Source organism: Kitasatospora phosalacinea, assembly GCF_030268885.1.
GTDB classification, from domain to species: Bacteria; Actinomycetota; Actinomycetes; order Streptomycetales; family Streptomycetaceae; genus Kitasatospora; species Kitasatospora phosalacinea_C.
In genome coordinates this window covers 59,758-74,797 of the sequence record NZ_BSSA01000022.1, presented here as the reverse complement: position 1 = coordinate 74,797, position 15,040 = coordinate 59,758, and the positions used below count along the sequence as shown (strand labels likewise).

Genomic DNA, 15,040 nt, shown 5'->3' with positions numbered 1-15,040 from the left:
CGGCTCCGACCCCGGCGCGTCCGCAGAACCCTCACATCACAGCCACGACTTCCGGCCAAGTAGGACGCGAACGCTCCGCATCCGACCGGTCCGTCCGCGCCCGTTCAAGAAATCCCGACCGTCCGGTTCAGCCCTTCACCGACCCGGCCAGCAGCCCGCGGACGAAGTACCGCTGCAGGGCGAAGAACACCACCAGCGGGACGATCATCGACAGGAAGGCGCCCGCGCTGAGCAGCTCCCAGCGGCTGCCGTTCGAACCGGACAGCTGGGCCAGCCGGGAGGTGATCGGTGCGACGGTCGGCTTGCCGCCCGCGAAGGTGAGCGCCACCAGCAGGTCGTTCCACACCCACAGGAACTGGAAGATGGCGAAGGAGGCCAGCGCCGGGGCGCTCAGCGGCAGCACGATCGAGCGGAAGATCTTGAAGTGCGAGGCCCCGTCCACCACCGCCGCCTCCATCAGGTCGCGGGGCAGCTGGGCGATGAAGTTGTGCAGCAGGAAGATCGCCAGCGGCAGCGCGAACATGGTGTGCGTCAGCCAGACCGGCAGGTAGCTGTCCTGCAGGCTGAGCGCCGGGACGACCGTCACCGAACCGAGGTGCGCGCCGCTGGAGAACAGCCGCAGCAGCGGGATCAGCGACATCTGCAGCGGCACCACCTGCAGGGCGAAGACCACGAAGAAGAGCGTGTCGCTGCCCTTGAAGCGGACCCAGGCCAGCACGTACGCGGCCATCGCGGCCAGCACCAGCGGGAAGATCGTCGCCGGAACGGCGATCGCCGCCGAGTTGACCAGGTACGGCATCAGGCCGCCGGAGGTGCCGAAGGTGTTGTCGAACAGCACCGCCCGGTAGTTCTCCAGCCCGAAGTCGGGGTGGACGAACGCCTCCCACCAGCCGCTGGAGGCCACGTCCCCCTTCGGGCGCAGCGAGGTGACCAGCAGGCCGACGGTCGGGACGGTCCACAGCACGGTGACGGCGATCACCAGGGCACTGGCCAGCGGGGAGCTGAACGCCCGGCGGACGGCCTTGGCCGGCGGCAGGTCGGGGCGGGCCGCCTTGCCGGACCCGGCACCGGAACCGGACGCGGCACCGGAGCCGGGGTCGGCGGCCTTGTCGAAGGTGGGCTCGGCGCTCATCGGGTCGCACGCTCCTTGCGCAGCAGGGCGATGTTGTAGACCACCAGGGGGGCCACCGCGAGGAAGAGGATCACCGCGAGCGCGCTGCCGCGGCCGGTGTTGTACTGCTCGAAGCTCTGCGAGTACATCTCGTTGGCCAGCACCTGGGTGCCGAAGTTGCCGCCGGTCATGGTGCGGACGATGTCGAAGGCCTTCAGCGTGATGATCATGATGGTGGTGAGCACCACCACCAGCGTGGTGCGGATCATCGGCACCGTGACGTGCAGGAACAGCCGCACCCCCGAGGCGCCGTCGAGCCGAGCGGCCTCGGTGATCTCGTCCGGGATGGCCTTGATCGCGGCGGACAGCACCACCATGGCGAAGCCGGTCTGCACCCAGACCATGGCGGACATCAGCAGGAAGTTGTTCAGCGGCTGGCTCAGGATCCAGTTCGGCGGGTCGTCCCAGCCGACCGCGACCGCGAGCTGGCTGAGCAGGCCGACCTGGTTCTGGCCGGGGCCGCGCGACTCGTACAGCAGCTTGAAGATGAGCGAGGCGGCCACCAGCGAGACCGCCATCGGCATGAAGATCAGCGACTTGTAGACCGCCTGGCCGCGCATCCGGTCGACCAGCAGGGCCAGCAGCAGGCCCAGCCCGGTGGCCGCGATCGGGGCGACCACCAGCCAGAGCAGGGTGTTCAGCAGCACGCCGTGGATCTGCGAACTGGTCGCCGCCCAGCCGTAGTTCCTGCCGCCGACGAACTTCGCCGCGTCGGCGTCGTAGAAGCTCAGGTAGACGGTGCGCAGCAGCGGCACCACCAGGCCGACGACCAGCAGGAGGGCCGCGGGGCCGAGCATCAGGACGACCGCCAGCGGCCGGGAGAAGCGTCCGGTGGCGCGGCCCGCCGCGAAGAACACCGCGAGCAGCACGCCGAGGAAGCCCAGGACGGCGCCCGCGGTGTTGCCGAACTTGATCGCCGCGTCCTGCCACAGCGAGTCGGCGAGGTGGAGCGCCGGCCCGGCGAGCCGGGGATCGGTGGGCATGCGGAGGATCCTTCCTCGGGGCACGGGAAGGGCAGCGCGGGCGGACCCGCGCTGCCCGTTGGCGTCCGACTACTGCGGCCAGGCCGCGTCGATGTCGCTCGCGGTCTTCTGGATGGACTGGCCCTCGGCGAACCAGGCCGTCAGCGCCTTCCACTCGGCGCCGGCGCCGACCGCGGCGGGCATCAGGTCGGAGGCGTCGAACCGGAAGGTGGCCGAGGGGTCGGTGAGCGCCTCGGCGGAGAGCTTGTCGATCGGGTCGGTGTACAGGCTCTTGTCCACGCCCTGGTTGGCGGAGACCCAGCCCGGGGAGACCTTGACCCGGCTGCTGGCCCACTCGGAGCTGGACAGGTAGTTCTGCACGGCCTGCACCTCGGGCCGGTCGGAGAACGCGGCCAGGAACTCGCCGCCGCCCTCGACCGGGCTGTGGACCTGCGGGTTGACCGCGGGCAGTTGGAAGGCGAACACGTCGCCGTCCGGCCCGATGCTGGTGCCCTTGGGCCACTGCGCGCGGTAGAAGGACGCCTGCTGGAGCATCGCGCACTTGTTGCTGAGGATCGGGGCGCCGGCGTCCTGGAAGGTGGTGGTGGCGATCGTCTTGACGTCGCCGATGCCGCCGTTGACCCAGGCCGGGTTCTGCATCCAGCCGGCCACGGTCTGCATCGCGGTGGTGATCTTCTCGTCGGAGAACTTCACCTTGTGGCTGACCCACTGGTCGTAGACGTCGCCGCCGTACGAGCCGAGGACGACCTCCTCCAGCCAGTCGGTGGCCGGCCAGCCGGTCGCGGTGCCGGAGCCGATGCCGCCGCACCAGGGCTTCGTCTCGCCGCCGGCCCGGGCGATCTTGTCGCTGAGCGCGACCAGGTCGGCCCAGGTCTTCGGGACCTCGTACCCGGCGGCCTTGAACGCCTTGGGCGAGTACCAGACCAGCGACTTCATGTTGGCGCTCATCGGCGCCGCGTAGAAGGTGCCGTTGACCGACCCGTACTCCTTCCAGACCGGCGACCACTTGCCCTCGTTCTCGACGGTCTGCTGCGGCGGCTTGACCACCTTGCCGGACTTGACCATCTGGGCGAGCAGGCCGGGCTGCGGGATGATCGCCAGGTCGGGGGCGTTGCCGCCGGCCACCCGGACCGGGAGCTGCGACTCGAAGTCGTTGGAGCCCTCGTAGACGATCTTGATGCCGGTACAGGAAGTGAACTCGGCCCAGGACTTCTCCAGCGAGTCCGACTCGGGCGAGAGGATCGAGGCGTACATCGACACCTTGGTGCCGGAGTGGCCCGCGTACGCCTGGTACTTGGCGCAGTCACCCGTCAAGGCGGCGGCCGAACCGCCGCCCCCGCCGCTCCCGCCGTCGGAGGAGCTGTTCGAGCAGGCGGCTGTCAACGCCAGTGCCAGAACGGCCGGTACGGCGAGCAGCCGGCGGCGTCCAGTGGTCACGGGGGTGGTCAATGCGGTCCTCCTTGCCAGGGCATGGGCATGCCAGCCGTAAGACAGAACAACACTGCGCTGTACCGGAGATGTGGATCTGTACCCAGCGATCGCTGGCTCAAAGACGTTAACCCACCGGTACCCCCAGGCCAAGGAGCGCGTTCGACCTTCATCGGCCAGCGCCCCAGTTGTAACCACTCCGTGCTATGAGGCCGCCCGCAGGCCGCTCACCAGCGAAGCTTCGGTCGCGCGCTCCAGTCCTGCCAGGTCGACGCCCTGGTCGCGCAGCACCCGGACGGCCACCCCGCCGCCCTCGCGGAGCAGGCCGAGCAGCAGGTGGCCGGTCTCGATCCGGCGGGCCCGCTGCCCGGTGGCCGCGCGCAGGGTCAGCACCATCGCCCGGCGGCCGCGCTCGGTGAACCGGGGCCCGCCCCGCCGGGAGCGGCGGGCGGGCGGCGGGGCGTCCAGCGCGCCCGGACCGAACTCGGACTCGACCGCCTCGCGGACCGCGTCCAGGTCGATGCCGATCGCGGCCAGCGCGGCGGCGTCCCGCTCCGGCTCAGGACCGCCCAGGGCGCGGAGCACCGCGCGCCGCCCGCCGTCCAGGTCGAGGCCGAAGCCGCCGAGCACCCGGGCGGTCGGGTCCTGCGGCTGGGCGAGCAGGCCGAGCAGCAGGTGCTCGGTGCCCAGGTGGTCGTGGTGCAGTCGGCGGGCCTCCTCGCCGGCCAGCGTGACCGCCCGGCGGGCCTCCGCCGCGAACCGTTCGAACATCTCAGTCCCCTCCCTGTCCGGCCGCCCGTCGGGCGTGCTTCTTGTGGACGGCCTGCCGGGTGACCCCCAGGCAGACCGCGATCTCGTGCCAGGACCAGCCCTTGCGGCGGGCATTGCCGACCTGGAGGTCCTCCAGCCGGTCGGCCAGGTCGCGCAGGGCCCGGACGGCGCGCAGGCCGGTGGCCGGGTCGCCGCTGCTCGCGTCGGCCGCGAGCCGTGTCGTCTCGCTCATGGTGTCAACATAGGTTGACGCCACGGGCGGCGTCAACCCCGGTTGACACACGGGCGGCCGGGGGTCAGGCCGGGTAGCGCTCCGCCAGGAACTCCGCGAAGGTGGTCCGGCCCGTCGGGCGCACGGCCCACGGACCCCCCGCGGCCCCCGCGGGCACCAGGTTGCCGCCCGCCCGCAGCGCCCGCCCCGTCCCGCCCGGCAGCGGCGCCCGCAGCACCGGGCGCCGCCGCCCCCGGGCCGCCAGGAAGTCCGCCGCCAGCGCCTCCACCGGACGCACCTGGGGCCCGCCGAAGTCGTCCGCCCGCCCGGCCGGGCCCGCCTCCACCAGCTGCGCCACCCGCTCCGCGACCTCCCGCACGTCGACCGGCTGGAACGACACCCCGCGCGGCACCAGCAGCACCGGCGCCTTCGACAGACCGTCCAGCACCCGCGCCACCAGGTCGTGGAACTGGGTGGCCCGCAGCACCGTCCAGTCCAGGCCGGACTCCACCACCAGCCGCTCGCACTCCGCCTTCGTCCGGTAGTAGCCGAGCGGCACCCGGTCCACCCCGACGACCGACACGTACAGCAGGTGCGCGGCCCCGGCCGCCCGGGCGGCCTCCACCAGGCGGCGGGTGGCCGGCACGTCCCGCTTGCCGTTGGTGGTCGCGCAGTGCACCACCGTCCCGGCGCCCGACAGCGCCGCCTCCACCCCGCGGCCGGTCACCAGGTCGCCCACCGCCCAGCCGTGCTCCCCCGGCGTGTGCGCCTGTCGGCTCAGCACCCGCACCGGGCAGCCCCGCGACAGCAGCCGCCGCACCACCACGCGCCCCAGGGTCCCCGTACCGCCCGTCACGAGTATCGGCCGCATCGCGCTCACCCCTCAGCTCCGCCAGTGCCCCCAGCCTGCCCGCCGCGGCCCGCTCCGGCAGCCCGGCCCACGCAGCCGGGGGAACCCCGCCCGTCGGAGGGCCCCTGATCCGGCCCTCCGGCGGGCGGGGTTCCCGAGCTGCTCCGGGTACCGGGCACTGCCGCCGCGGACCCGGGCCCGCGTGCGCCGGTCGGGGTCCGCGGCGGTCCGCTCCACCGGCTCCGCGGCCAGCGCCTCCGCGTCCCCGGCCGGGACGGTCGGCCCAGCCGGGCACCGCTCGCCCCCGGCCGGGCACCGCTCGGTGTCGAACCGGTCCCCCGGCAGGCCGAGGCCCGCGAAGCCCCGGCGCAGCCGGACCTCCCGGGGCGCGCGGCCGGGCAGCAGCGGGCCGTACGGGCCGAGCAGGGGATCCGGGGCCGGTCGGCCGGTGGCCGGACCCGGCCGTCGGCGGGTCCGTCCCGTCGACCGGCAGCCGCAGTCCGGTCCGGGCCCGGCACGTCCTCGACCCGCGGTCCCGGCCGACCACCGTCCCGCCCGTGCGGCGCCAAGCGCCCCACGGGGAGCGGGACTTCAGTAATCGCAGTCCCGGGCCAGCCCGTCCCAGGGCAGTTCGGCCAGCCCGGGCACCGCCGCGGCCAGGTCGGCCAGCTCCGGGCCCGGCTGGTACCAGGCCACCACCAGCTGCGAGAAGTCGGCGTCGTCCCGGCCGACCGGGTGGCTGCTGAACAGGCCGACGCAGCGCACCAGGGGCAGCCGCTCCTCCGGCCCCATCAGGCCCCGGTGGCCGTCCTCCGGGAGCTCACGCACCGGCTCCACCAGGTGCACCGGCAGCGAGGGGTACTGCCGCACGGCGGCGTCCCGCAGGCTCCTGATGCTCCAGTCGTTGACCCGCCGGCAGGGGTAGCCCTCCAGCAGGCCCCCGTAGGTGGACGACATCCGCACCTCGTCGAGGCGGATCGAACGGCCGGAGGTCAGCAGGACCCGGGTCAGCGACATGCCCGGAGGCTACCGGCTCCCGGCCCGGCCCGGCCCGGCCGGGGAACGCCTCACATGTCCTCCGGCCACGGGTAGCCGAGCGCCTCCGCGTAGTCCGCCCGGCCGCCGCAGACCCGGGCCCGGGTACGCGGGTCGGTGGTGGCGAGACGTGCGACCAGCTCGGCGGCCGCGGCCTGCGGCTCGCCCTCGGGGACGGGCAGTTCGGCGGTGAACTGCAGGTACGGCTCGTCGCCGCGGGGCGCGGGCTCGGCCGGGTGCCAGAACCGCAGCTCGATCCGGTCGGGCTGCGACGGCACGGTCCACACCCCGTCCAGCTCGCACTCCCAGGCGGCCAGCAGCTCCGGGCGGCGGACGAGTTCGTCCTTCAGCAGGCGGCCGACGCCGCGCGCGGGCCAGTCCTCGACTCCGGCGCCCGCGCGTTCGACCTCCGCCGCGTACTGCTCGGCGTCGAAGCGGTACGCCGGGAGGCCGGGGTCCGCGCCGAGGGGGTTGCGCCAGCCGTCCCAGTGCACCGCGCCGGCCTCCTCGCGCACCGTCACGTACAGCGCGCCGCAGCACTCCTCGTGCCCGCACCCGGCCGCGTGCAGCCGGACCTCCCGGGGCGCGCGGCCGGGCAGCAGCGGGCTGTACGGGCCGAGCAGCAGGCGCGGGTCGGGGCCGCCGGTCGGCGGGCCGGGGAGGACGGCGGCCACCAGGTCGCGCCCGTCGACCAGCAGGTGCAGTTCGCTCCGCCCGCGGGAGGGCAGGTCGTCGATGCGCAGTTCCAGCCGGTTGTCCGTGGTCGGTTCCATCCGGACATGGTGCCGCGAACGGCGCGGGGCGCCCACCGCATTGCGGTGGGCGCCCCGGGCGTCGGCGTGCGGCGGCGGTGCGTCAGCTGCAGCCGCTGGTGGAGCCGCAGCCCTCGCAGAGGTAGCAGCTGCCCGCGCGGCGCATCTTGGTGCCGCAGGAGAAGCAGAGCGGGGCGTCGGCGTTCAGGCCGAGGCGGATCTCGGCGAGTTCGGTCGAGTTGTGCGCGGCCGGGGCGGCCTTGGGCTGCTCGACCAGCGGGAGGGCGACGTGCGGCTTCTCCGGGGTGAGCGGGGCGGACTGGGCCAGCGACTCGATGTCGACGTCGTCCTCGATCGGCTCGTAGGAGCCGGTCTCCAGGTGCCGGGTGCGCTCCTCGACGGAGTGGATGCCCAGCGCGGAGCGGGTCTCGAAGGGCAGGAAGTCGAGGGCCAGGCGGCGGAAGATGTAGTCGACGATGGACTGCGCCATCCGCACGTCCGGGTCGTCGGTCAGGCCGGCCGGCTCGAAGCGCATGTTGGTGAACTTGGCGACGTACGTCTCCAGCGGGACGCCGTACTGCAGGCCGACCGAGACGGCGATGGAGAAGGCGTCCATCATGCCCGCGAGGGTCGAGCCCTGCTTGGACATCTTGAGGAAGACCTCGCCGAGGCCGTCGTCCGGGTAGGAGTTGGCGGTCATGTAGCCCTCGGCGCCGCCGACCGTGAAGGAGGTGGTGATGCCGGGGCGGCCCTTGGGCAGGCGCTTGCGGGTCGGCCGGTACTCGACGACCTTCTCGACGGCCTTCTCGACCGCCGGGGCCTCGACGGCGGCCGCGGCCGGGGCCTTGGTCTTGGCCGAGAGCGGCTGGCCGACCTTGCAGTTGTCGCGGTAGATCGCCAGCGCCTTGACGCCGAGCTTCCACGCCTCGAAGTAGATCTCCTCGACGTCCTCGACGGTGGCGTTCTCCGGCATGTTGACGGTCTTGGAGATGGCGCCGGAGATCCACGGCTGGATCGCGGCCATCATCCGGACGTGGCCCATCGGGGAGATCGACCGCTCGCCCATCGCGCAGTCGAACACCTCGTAGTGGGCGGCCTTGAGGCCGGGCGCGTCGATGACGTTCCCGTGCTCGGCGATGTGCGCGACGATCGCCTCGATCTGCTCGTCCTGGTAGCCCAGGCGCTTGAGGGCGCGCGGGACGGTGCCGTTGACGATCTGCATCGAGCCGCCGCCGACCAGCTTCTTGAACTTGACCAGGGCGAGGTCGGGTTCGACGCCGGTGGTGTCGCAGTCCATCATCAGGCCGATGGTGCCGGTCGGGGCCAGCACCGAGGCCTGCGCGTTGCGGAAACCGTTCTGCTCGCCGAGGCGGACCACATCGGCCCAGGTGTCGTTGGCGACCGCCCAGACCGGGGCGTCCAGGTCGTCCAGCGGGGCGACGGCGGCCGAGGCGTCCGCGTGCTGCTGCATGACCCGGCGGTGCGGGGCGGCGTTGCGGGCGTAGCCGTCGTACGGGCCGACCACGGCGGCGAGTTCGGCGGAGCGGCGGTAGGCGGTGCCGGTCATCAGCGAGGTGATCGCGCCCGCCAGGGCGCGGCCGCCCTCCGAGTCGTAGGCGTGGCCGGTGGCCATCAGCAGGGCGCCGAGGTTGGCGTAGCCGATGCCGAGCTGGCGGTAGGCGCGGGTGGTCTCGGCGATCTTCTCGGTCGGGAAGTCGGCGAAGCAGATGGAGATGTCCATCGCGGTGATGACCAGCTCGACGACCTTGGCGAAGGTCTGCGCGTCGAAGGAGTCGTCGTCGCGGAGGAACTTCATCAGGTTCAGCGAGGCCAGGTTGCAGCTGGAGTTGTCCAGGTGCATGTACTCGGAGCACGGGTTGGAGGCGTTGATCCGGCCGGACTCGGGGCAGGTGTGCCAGTGGTTGATCACCGAGTCGTACTGGATGCCCGGGTCGGCGCAGGCCCAGGCGGCCTCGGCCATCTTGCGGAACAGGCCCTTGGCGTCGACGGTCTCGATGACCTCGCCGGTCATCCGGCCGCGCAGGCCGAAGGTGGTGCCGTTCTCCACCGCGGTCATGAACTCGTCGTTGACGCGGACCGAGTTGTTGGCGTTCTGGTACTGGACGGAGGTGATGTCGTCGCCGCCCAGGTCCATGTCGAACCCGGCGTCGCGCAGGGCGCGGATCTTCTCCTCCTCCTTCACCTTGGTCTCGATGAAGGCCTCGACGTCCGGGTGGTCGACGTCCAGCACGACCATCTTGGCGGCCCGGCGGGTCGCGCCGCCGGACTTGATGGTGCCGGCCGAGGCGTCGGCGCCGCGCATGAAGGAGACCGGGCCGGAGGCGTTGCCGCCGGAGGAGAGCAGTTCCTTGGAGGAGCGGATCCGGGACAGGTTCAGGCCCGCGCCGGAACCGCCCTTGAAGATCATGCCCTCTTCCTTGTACCAGTCGAGGATCGACTCCATGGAGTCGTCGACGGACAGGATGAAGCAGGCCGAGACCTGCTGCGGCTGCTGGGTGCCGACGTTGAACCAGACCGGCGAGTTGAAGCTGAACACCTGGTGGAGGAGGGCGTGGGTCAGCTCGTGCTCGAAGACCTCGGCGTCATCCGGGGAGGCGAAGTAGCCGTGCTTCTCGCCCGCGGCGCGGTAGGTCAGCACCACCCGGTCGATGATCTGCTTCAGGCTCCACTCGCGCTGCGGGGTGCCGACCGCGCCGCGGAAGTACTTGCTGGTGACGATGTTGACCGCGTTGACCGACCAGAAGTCGGGGAACTCGACGCCGCGCTGCTCGAAGTTGACCGACCCGTCGCGCCAGTTCGTCATCACCACGTCACGGCGCTCCCAGGTGACCGCGTCGTACGGGTGGACCCCAGGGGTGGTGTAGATGCGCTCCAGCCGCAGCCCGGCCTTGGGGCCCTTGGCTCCCTTGGCGGCCTTGTCCGACTTCGACCCTCGTGCGGACCCGCTCGTGGTGTCTGTCACTGCTCCTGCTCCTCCTCCTGGGCAAACGCCCGAAGTGCCCGAAAAAGTCCGGGCACGACTGGTTCGTTCCGTCCGCACGCGGGCAGGGGGGAACCCCGCCGCTGCGCACGGGTACTGCTGGTGACTACGGGAAAACGTCGGGACGCGGAAAACGCGGGTGGGGGCGGCGGTGCGGGCGCCGGCTAGGGCACGGGCACCGGCTCGGGGGCCGCGGGTCGCTCGGCGCGCAGCTCCGCGATCGCGGCCTCGAAGTCCTCGAGGTTGTCGAAGGCGCGGTAGACGGAGGCGAACCGCAGGTACGCCACCACGTCCAGCTCCTTCAGGGGGCCGAGTATGGCCAATCCGACGTCGTGCGTCGAGAGTTCGGCGCTGCCGCTGGCCCGGACGCACTCCTCGACCCGCTGGCCGAGCTGGGCCAGCGCGTCCTCGGTGACCGGGCGGCCCTGGCAGGCCTTGCGGACGCCGGAGATCACCTTCTCGCGGGAGAAGGGCTCGGTGACGCCGCTGCGCTTGATCACCATCAGGGTGGCGGTCTCGACGGTGGTGAACCGGCGGCCGCAGTCGGGGCACTGCCTGCGGCGGCGGATCGAGCTCCCGTCGTCGCTGGCCCGGCTGTCCACGACTCTGCTGTCCGGATGCCGGCAGAAGGGGCAGTGCACCTGGAACTCCCTCCCTGCGACCCGACGGCGAACAACTCGCAACACTCTACCCGAACACAACACCTGTGCCCGATCGAGGAGACTAGCCACTAGATCTTGTGGCTGGCGCGGCGCCACGCCGAGTGAACGCGCAGTTTCGGGGACAGCGGCCGGGACGGCGCCATAGACTGTTCGAGTCGAACAAGCAATCGACTTACACCCGGAGTCTTGATCAAGTCAGCCGACCTCGAATAAATTCACTCGAACGTGTGTTTGGCGCAACCTTTCGATAGAGGGGCCAGTTGAGCTGGGCAGATGGAGCACCAGCCCGACGAGAGGGTCGCAGCGATGTCCACCCCCAGCGCCACCGGCGTCATGCACACCGCCGAAGCCAAGACCGCCATCCCGGTGCAGGAGCGTTCCGCGCGCACCACTGACCAGGAGAGCATGGACCAGACCATGAGCCGTAGTCAGCCGATCGAGGAAACCCCGCTCGGCGCGCCCGCCCCCGTCGTCCGCTCCCTCCCCGGCCGCCCCCCCGGCATCCGCACCGACGAGGCCGGCCTGACCGAGCGTCAGCGCCGGGTCATCGAGGTCATCCGGGACTCGGTCCAGCGCCGCGGCTACCCGCCGTCCATGCGCGAGATCGGCCAGGCCGTCGGCCTCTCCTCCACCTCCTCGGTGGCGCACCAGCTGATGGCCCTGGAGCGCAAGGGCTTCCTGCGCCGCGACCCGCACCGCCCGCGCGCCTACGAGGTCCGCGGCGTCGAGGTGGCCCGCCCGGCCGCGGCGGAGACCTCGGGCCGGCCCTCCACCTCGTACGTGCCGCTGGTCGGCCGGATCGCGGCCGGCGGCCCGATCCTGGCCGAGCAGACCGTGGAGGACGTCTTCCCGCTGCCGCGCCAGCTGGTCGGCGAGGGCGAGCTGTTCGCGCTGACCGTCAAGGGCGACTCGATGGTCGAGGCCGCGATCTGCGACGGCGACTGGGTGACCGTCCGCAAGCAGCCGGTCGCCGAGAACGGGGACATCGTCGCCGCGATGATCGACGGCGAGGCGACGGTGAAGCGGCTCAAGCGCGAGGACGGCAAGATCTGGCTGATGCCGCACAACGCGGCGTACGAGCCGATCCCGGGCGACAACGCGACGATCCTGGGCAAGGTCGTGGCGGTGCTGCGGCGCCTCTGAAGGGTGCGACGGCGGGGTCCGGTCGTGGACGGGTGTCCGTCCGCGGCCGGACCTCGCCGTTTCCGTCCGGTGGGCACCGGTGGGCACCGGTTGCCGCCCGGTGGGTCGGAAACCCGTGCGGGGGCGAGGAGTTGCGTGATCTGATCGGTGTACGGCCGGCTCGCCGAGCCGCGCCGCCACCGACCGGACCGTGCCCGGCGTCCCGCCGCGGCCGCACACCCCCGAGGAACCGCGCATGAGCGACCTGTCCACCCGCCTGACCCCGGAGCAGCTGAGCAGCGTGTACCTGCGGCTGGTCGCCGAGGAGTCGATACCCGAGGAGGCCCGGCCGCAGTTCGGCTACCTGCGGCGGCTGGCCACCGACCTGCTGGTGGGTTGCGTGCTGGACGGCCCGGAGAGCGTCCGGCTGCTCGACGACCGGGACGTGGCGGGCCTCGGCTGGGGGGAGCTCTCGGCCGCGGGCCGGGCCAACCTGCTCGCCGAGCCGGTGGACTACCACACCGTCGACCGGCCGGGCGGCGCGGTCCTGCACCTGCTGGGCCATCCGGAGTCGGTGTTCGCGGCCAGCAAGCTGCTGGTGTTCGAGGAGGCGGTCCGGGCCGCGGGCGGTCCGGCGATCCCGGACGAGGGCGTGCTGCTGGTCGCCCCGAACCGGCACAACCTGGTGTTCTACCCGCTCGCCGACGGGCACGTCGCGGAGGCGGTCAACTCGCTGGCGATGTTCGGACAGGGCGCGTACGAGGACGGCCCGGGGCGGCTGTCGCCGCGGGTGTTCTGGTGGCGCGCGGGCACCCTGACCTCGATCACGCACTTCGACCCGGAGACCCGGACGGCGAGCATCGTCCCGCCCGAGGAGCTGATGGCGGTCATGCGCCGCCTGGCCGGCGCCGCCGACTGAGGCGGGGCGGGCGGCCCGGGCGCACCGGCCCGGGCCGCCGCCCTCAGCGGGGCCTGACCGGCGGGGCCGCGGCGTCGATCGCGGCGAGCGAGCGGCGGACCTGGTTGCGGTCGGTGGTGTACCAGAAGTCCGGCATGGAGGAGCGGAAGAAGCCGCCGTAACGGGCGGTGGCCAGCCGCGGGTCGAGGACCGCAACGACGCCCTTGTCGTCGGCGGCGCGGACCAGGCGGCCCGCGCCCTGCGCCATCAGCAGCGCGGCGTGCGTCGCGGCGACCGCCATGAAGCCGTTCCCGCCGTGCGCCTCGACGTCCTTCTGCCGGGCGCTCATCAGCGGGTCGTCGGGGCGCGGGAAGGGGATCCGGTCCATCACGACGAGCTGGCAGGCGGAGCCGGGCACGTCGACGCCCTGCCAGAGCGAGAGGGTGCCGAACAGGCAGGTCTCGGCGTCGGAGGCGAAGGCCCGGATCAGTTCGCCCAGGGTGTCCTCGCCCTGGAGCAGGATCGGCACGTCCAGGCGTTCGCGGAGCTTCTCGGCGGCGGTCTGGGCGGCCCGCATCGAGGAGAACAGGCCCAGCGTGCGCCCGCCCGCCGCGTCGATCAGCTCGGCGAGCTCGTCCAGCATCTCGGGCCGGTCGGGCTCCCGGCCGGGCGGCGGCAGGTGCTTGGCGACGTAGAGGATGCCCTGCTTGGGGTAGGTGAACGGGGAGCCGACGTCCAGGCCGCGCCAGTACGGCGGGGCGTCCTCCCCGGTCTCGGCGGCGGGGCCGTCGGGGGTGCGGTGGTCGGGGAGCCTGGTCTCGCCGGGCAGGCCGAGCGAGGCGGCGACGCCGTTGAAGTCGCCGCCGAGCTTGAGCGTGGCGGAGGTCAGCACGACCGAGCGGTCGCGGTACAGGTTCTCCCGCAGCAGGCCGGAGACCGACAGCGGGGCGACCCGCAGTGAGGCGGTGCCCAGGCCGTAGCGGTCGGAGCGCTCGATCCAGATCACGTCGTACTCGGAGCCGGTGAGCAGCCGGTCGGCGGTCTCGTGCAGCGTCTCGGCGGAGGCCATCGCCTGCTTGCGGACGGCGTCCTCGTCGGTGAGGCCCTTGTCGCGGGTCTCGCCGAGGGAGGTGATGACCTGGCGGCAGGCGTCCCGGATGGCGGCCACCGCGTAGCCGAGGTACTCGGGGAGCTCGTCGACCTGGCCGGGCTGGGCGGTCTCCATCAGGCCGTGGAAGTTCTCGGCGGCGGCTTGGAGCGCGTCCACCGCCTTCTCGTTGGCGAGCTTGGCGGCGCGCTTGACGGCCCGGTTGACGGCGCCGACGGTGAGTTCGGCGGTGGCGGCGCCGGTGACCCGGTTCACCAGCTCGTGGGCCTCGTCGATGATCAGCAGGCCGTGCTCGGGCAGCACGGGGGCGCCCTCGATCGCGTCGATCGCGAGCATGGCGTGGTTGGTGACCACCACGTCGGCGAGCTTGGCGCGCTCGCGGGCCTGCTCGGCGAAGCACTCCTCGCCGTAGGCGCAGCGGGAGGCGCCCAGGCACTCCTTGGAGGTGACGGCGAGCTGGGCCCAGGCCTTGTCGGAGACGCCGGGGGTGAGGTCGTCGCGGTCGCCGGTCTCGGTCTCCTCGGCCCAGTCGCGCAGCCGCAGCACGTCCTGGCCGAGCTTGCCGGTGGGGCCGCCGAGCGCGTCGACCGGGTCGAACAGGCCCTCGCCCTCGTCGCTCGGGGTGCCCTCGTTGGCGCGGTGCAGGCACAGGTAGTTGGAGCGGCCCTTGAGCATGGCGAACAGCGGGCGGCGGCGCAGCACCGGGTGCAGGGCCTCGACGGTGCGCGGCAGGTCGCGCTCGACGAGCTGGCGCTGCAGGGCGAGCGTCGCGGTGGCGACGACCACCCGGTCGCCGTGGGCGAGGGCGGGCACCAGGTAGGCGAGGGACTTTCCGGTGCCGGTGCCGGCCTGGACGAGCAGGTGCTCGCCCTCGTCGACGGCGGCGGAGACGGCCTCGGCCATCCGGACCTGCCCGGGCCGCTCCACGCCGCCGACGGCGGCGACGGCGGCGTGCAGCAGTTCGGGGATGCGGGAGGCGGGGACCGGCGCGGGGGGCTCGGCCGTCTCCGGGCCGCCGGGCAGGGGTTCGGTGGTGTCGTTCGTCATG

13 protein-coding genes are annotated in these 15,040 nt (G+C 72.7%); 2 read left to right on the top strand and 11 right to left on the bottom strand.

Annotated elements, in window-relative coordinates:
- Positions 1-127: 127 nt before the first annotated feature.
- The 10 genes from QSK52_RS27010 to nrdR form a co-directional block, all read right to left on the bottom strand.
- The gene (locus QSK52_RS27010; protein ID WP_285738765.1) at positions 128-1,132 is read right to left on the bottom strand and encodes a carbohydrate ABC transporter permease; all 1,005 of its coding nucleotides are present in this window, start codon (positions 1,130-1,132) and stop codon (positions 128-130) included.
- A complete protein-coding gene (locus tag QSK52_RS27005; protein ID WP_285738764.1) occupies positions 1,129-2,154 on the bottom strand; it encodes a carbohydrate ABC transporter permease in 1,026 nt (341 codons plus the stop codon). The genes QSK52_RS27010 and QSK52_RS27005 overlap by 4 nt, the downstream gene beginning before the upstream one ends.
- Before the next feature lie 69 nt (positions 2,155-2,223).
- Positions 2,224-3,603, bottom strand: coding sequence for an ABC transporter substrate-binding protein (locus tag QSK52_RS27000; protein ID WP_285738763.1), 1,380 nt, complete (start codon positions 3,601-3,603; stop codon positions 2,224-2,226).
- 183 nt (positions 3,604-3,786) lie between these two features.
- Positions 3,787-4,353, bottom strand: coding sequence for a Clp protease N-terminal domain-containing protein (locus QSK52_RS26995; protein ID WP_285738762.1), 567 nt, complete (start codon positions 4,351-4,353; stop codon positions 3,787-3,789).
- Between the two features lies 1 nt (position 4,354).
- Positions 4,355-4,585, bottom strand: coding sequence for a hypothetical protein (locus QSK52_RS26990; RefSeq protein ID WP_033253887.1), 231 nt, complete (start codon positions 4,583-4,585; stop codon positions 4,355-4,357).
- Between the two features lie 64 nt (positions 4,586-4,649).
- Positions 4,650-5,435, bottom strand: a complete 786-nt coding sequence (locus QSK52_RS26985) for an SDR family oxidoreductase (protein WP_285738761.1) — start codon at positions 5,433-5,435, stop codon at positions 4,650-4,652.
- A 570-nt stretch (positions 5,436-6,005) separates the two neighbouring features.
- Positions 6,006-6,431, bottom strand: coding sequence for a hypothetical protein (locus tag QSK52_RS26980; RefSeq protein WP_285738760.1), 426 nt, complete (start codon positions 6,429-6,431; stop codon positions 6,006-6,008).
- A 50-nt stretch (positions 6,432-6,481) separates the two neighbouring features.
- Complete coding sequence (locus QSK52_RS26975; RefSeq protein ID WP_285738759.1) at positions 6,482-7,222, bottom strand: hypothetical protein; 741 nt, start codon at positions 7,220-7,222, stop codon at positions 6,482-6,484.
- Between the two features lie 82 nt (positions 7,223-7,304).
- Positions 7,305-10,184 (bottom strand): vitamin B12-dependent ribonucleotide reductase, encoded by a 2,880-nt coding sequence (locus QSK52_RS26970; RefSeq protein ID WP_285738758.1) that lies wholly within the window; start codon positions 10,182-10,184, stop codon positions 7,305-7,307.
- A gap of 182 nt (positions 10,185-10,366) precedes the next feature.
- A complete protein-coding gene (gene nrdR / locus QSK52_RS26965; RefSeq protein ID WP_285738757.1) occupies positions 10,367-10,843 on the bottom strand; it encodes a transcriptional regulator NrdR in 477 nt (158 codons plus the stop codon).
- A gap of 438 nt (positions 10,844-11,281) precedes the next feature.
- On the opposite strand from nrdR, the gene lexA reads away from it, so the two are divergent.
- Both lexA and QSK52_RS26955 read left to right on the top strand, forming a co-directional pair.
- Positions 11,282-12,007, top strand: a complete 726-nt coding sequence (gene lexA / locus QSK52_RS26960; RefSeq protein ID WP_285738817.1) for a transcriptional repressor LexA — start codon at positions 11,282-11,284, stop codon at positions 12,005-12,007.
- Between the two features lie 235 nt (positions 12,008-12,242).
- Positions 12,243-12,905: a hypothetical protein gene (locus QSK52_RS26955; protein WP_285738756.1), complete on the top strand. Its 663-nt coding sequence runs from the start codon at positions 12,243-12,245 to the stop codon at positions 12,903-12,905.
- Positions 12,906-12,948: 43 nt separating this feature from the next.
- Here the strand turns inward: QSK52_RS26955 and QSK52_RS26950 are convergent, their stop codons facing one another.
- Positions 12,949-15,039 carry an ATP-dependent DNA helicase gene (locus QSK52_RS26950; RefSeq protein ID WP_285738755.1) on the bottom strand — a complete coding sequence of 697 codons (2,091 nt, stop codon included), beginning with the start codon at positions 15,037-15,039 and terminating at the stop codon, positions 12,949-12,951.
- Position 15,040 lies beyond the last annotated feature (1 nt).

What these genes read in the sequence shown, in the direction of transcription:
- QSK52_RS27010 (WP_285738765.1), bottom strand. Translation starts at nt 1,132, where the DNA reads ATGAGCGCCGAGCCCACCTTCGACAAGGCCGCCGACCCCGGCTCCGGT.
- QSK52_RS27005 (WP_285738764.1), bottom strand. Translation starts at nt 2,154, where the DNA reads ATGCCCACCGATCCCCGGCTCGCCGGGCCGGCGCTCCACCTCGCCGAC.
- QSK52_RS26995 (WP_285738762.1), bottom strand. Translation starts at nt 4,353, where the DNA reads ATGTTCGAACGGTTCGCGGCGGAGGCCCGCCGGGCGGTCACGCTGGCC.
- QSK52_RS26990 (WP_033253887.1), bottom strand. Translation starts at nt 4,585, where the DNA reads ATGAGCGAGACGACACGGCTCGCGGCCGACGCGAGCAGCGGCGACCCG.
- QSK52_RS26985 (WP_285738761.1), bottom strand. Translation starts at nt 5,435, where the DNA reads ATGCGGCCGATACTCGTGACGGGCGGTACGGGGACCCTGGGGCGCGTG.
- QSK52_RS26980 (WP_285738760.1), bottom strand. Translation starts at nt 6,431, where the DNA reads ATGTCGCTGACCCGGGTCCTGCTGACCTCCGGCCGTTCGATCCGCCTC.
- QSK52_RS26975 (WP_285738759.1), bottom strand. Translation starts at nt 7,222, where the DNA reads ATGGAACCGACCACGGACAACCGGCTGGAACTGCGCATCGACGACCTG.
- lexA (WP_285738817.1), top strand. Translation starts at nt 11,282, where the DNA reads ATGAGCCGTAGTCAGCCGATCGAGGAAACCCCGCTCGGCGCGCCCGCC.
- QSK52_RS26955 (WP_285738756.1), top strand. Translation starts at nt 12,243, where the DNA reads ATGAGCGACCTGTCCACCCGCCTGACCCCGGAGCAGCTGAGCAGCGTG.
- QSK52_RS26950 (WP_285738755.1), bottom strand. Translation starts at nt 15,039, where the DNA reads ATGACGAACGACACCACCGAACCCCTGCCCGGCGGCCCGGAGACGGCC.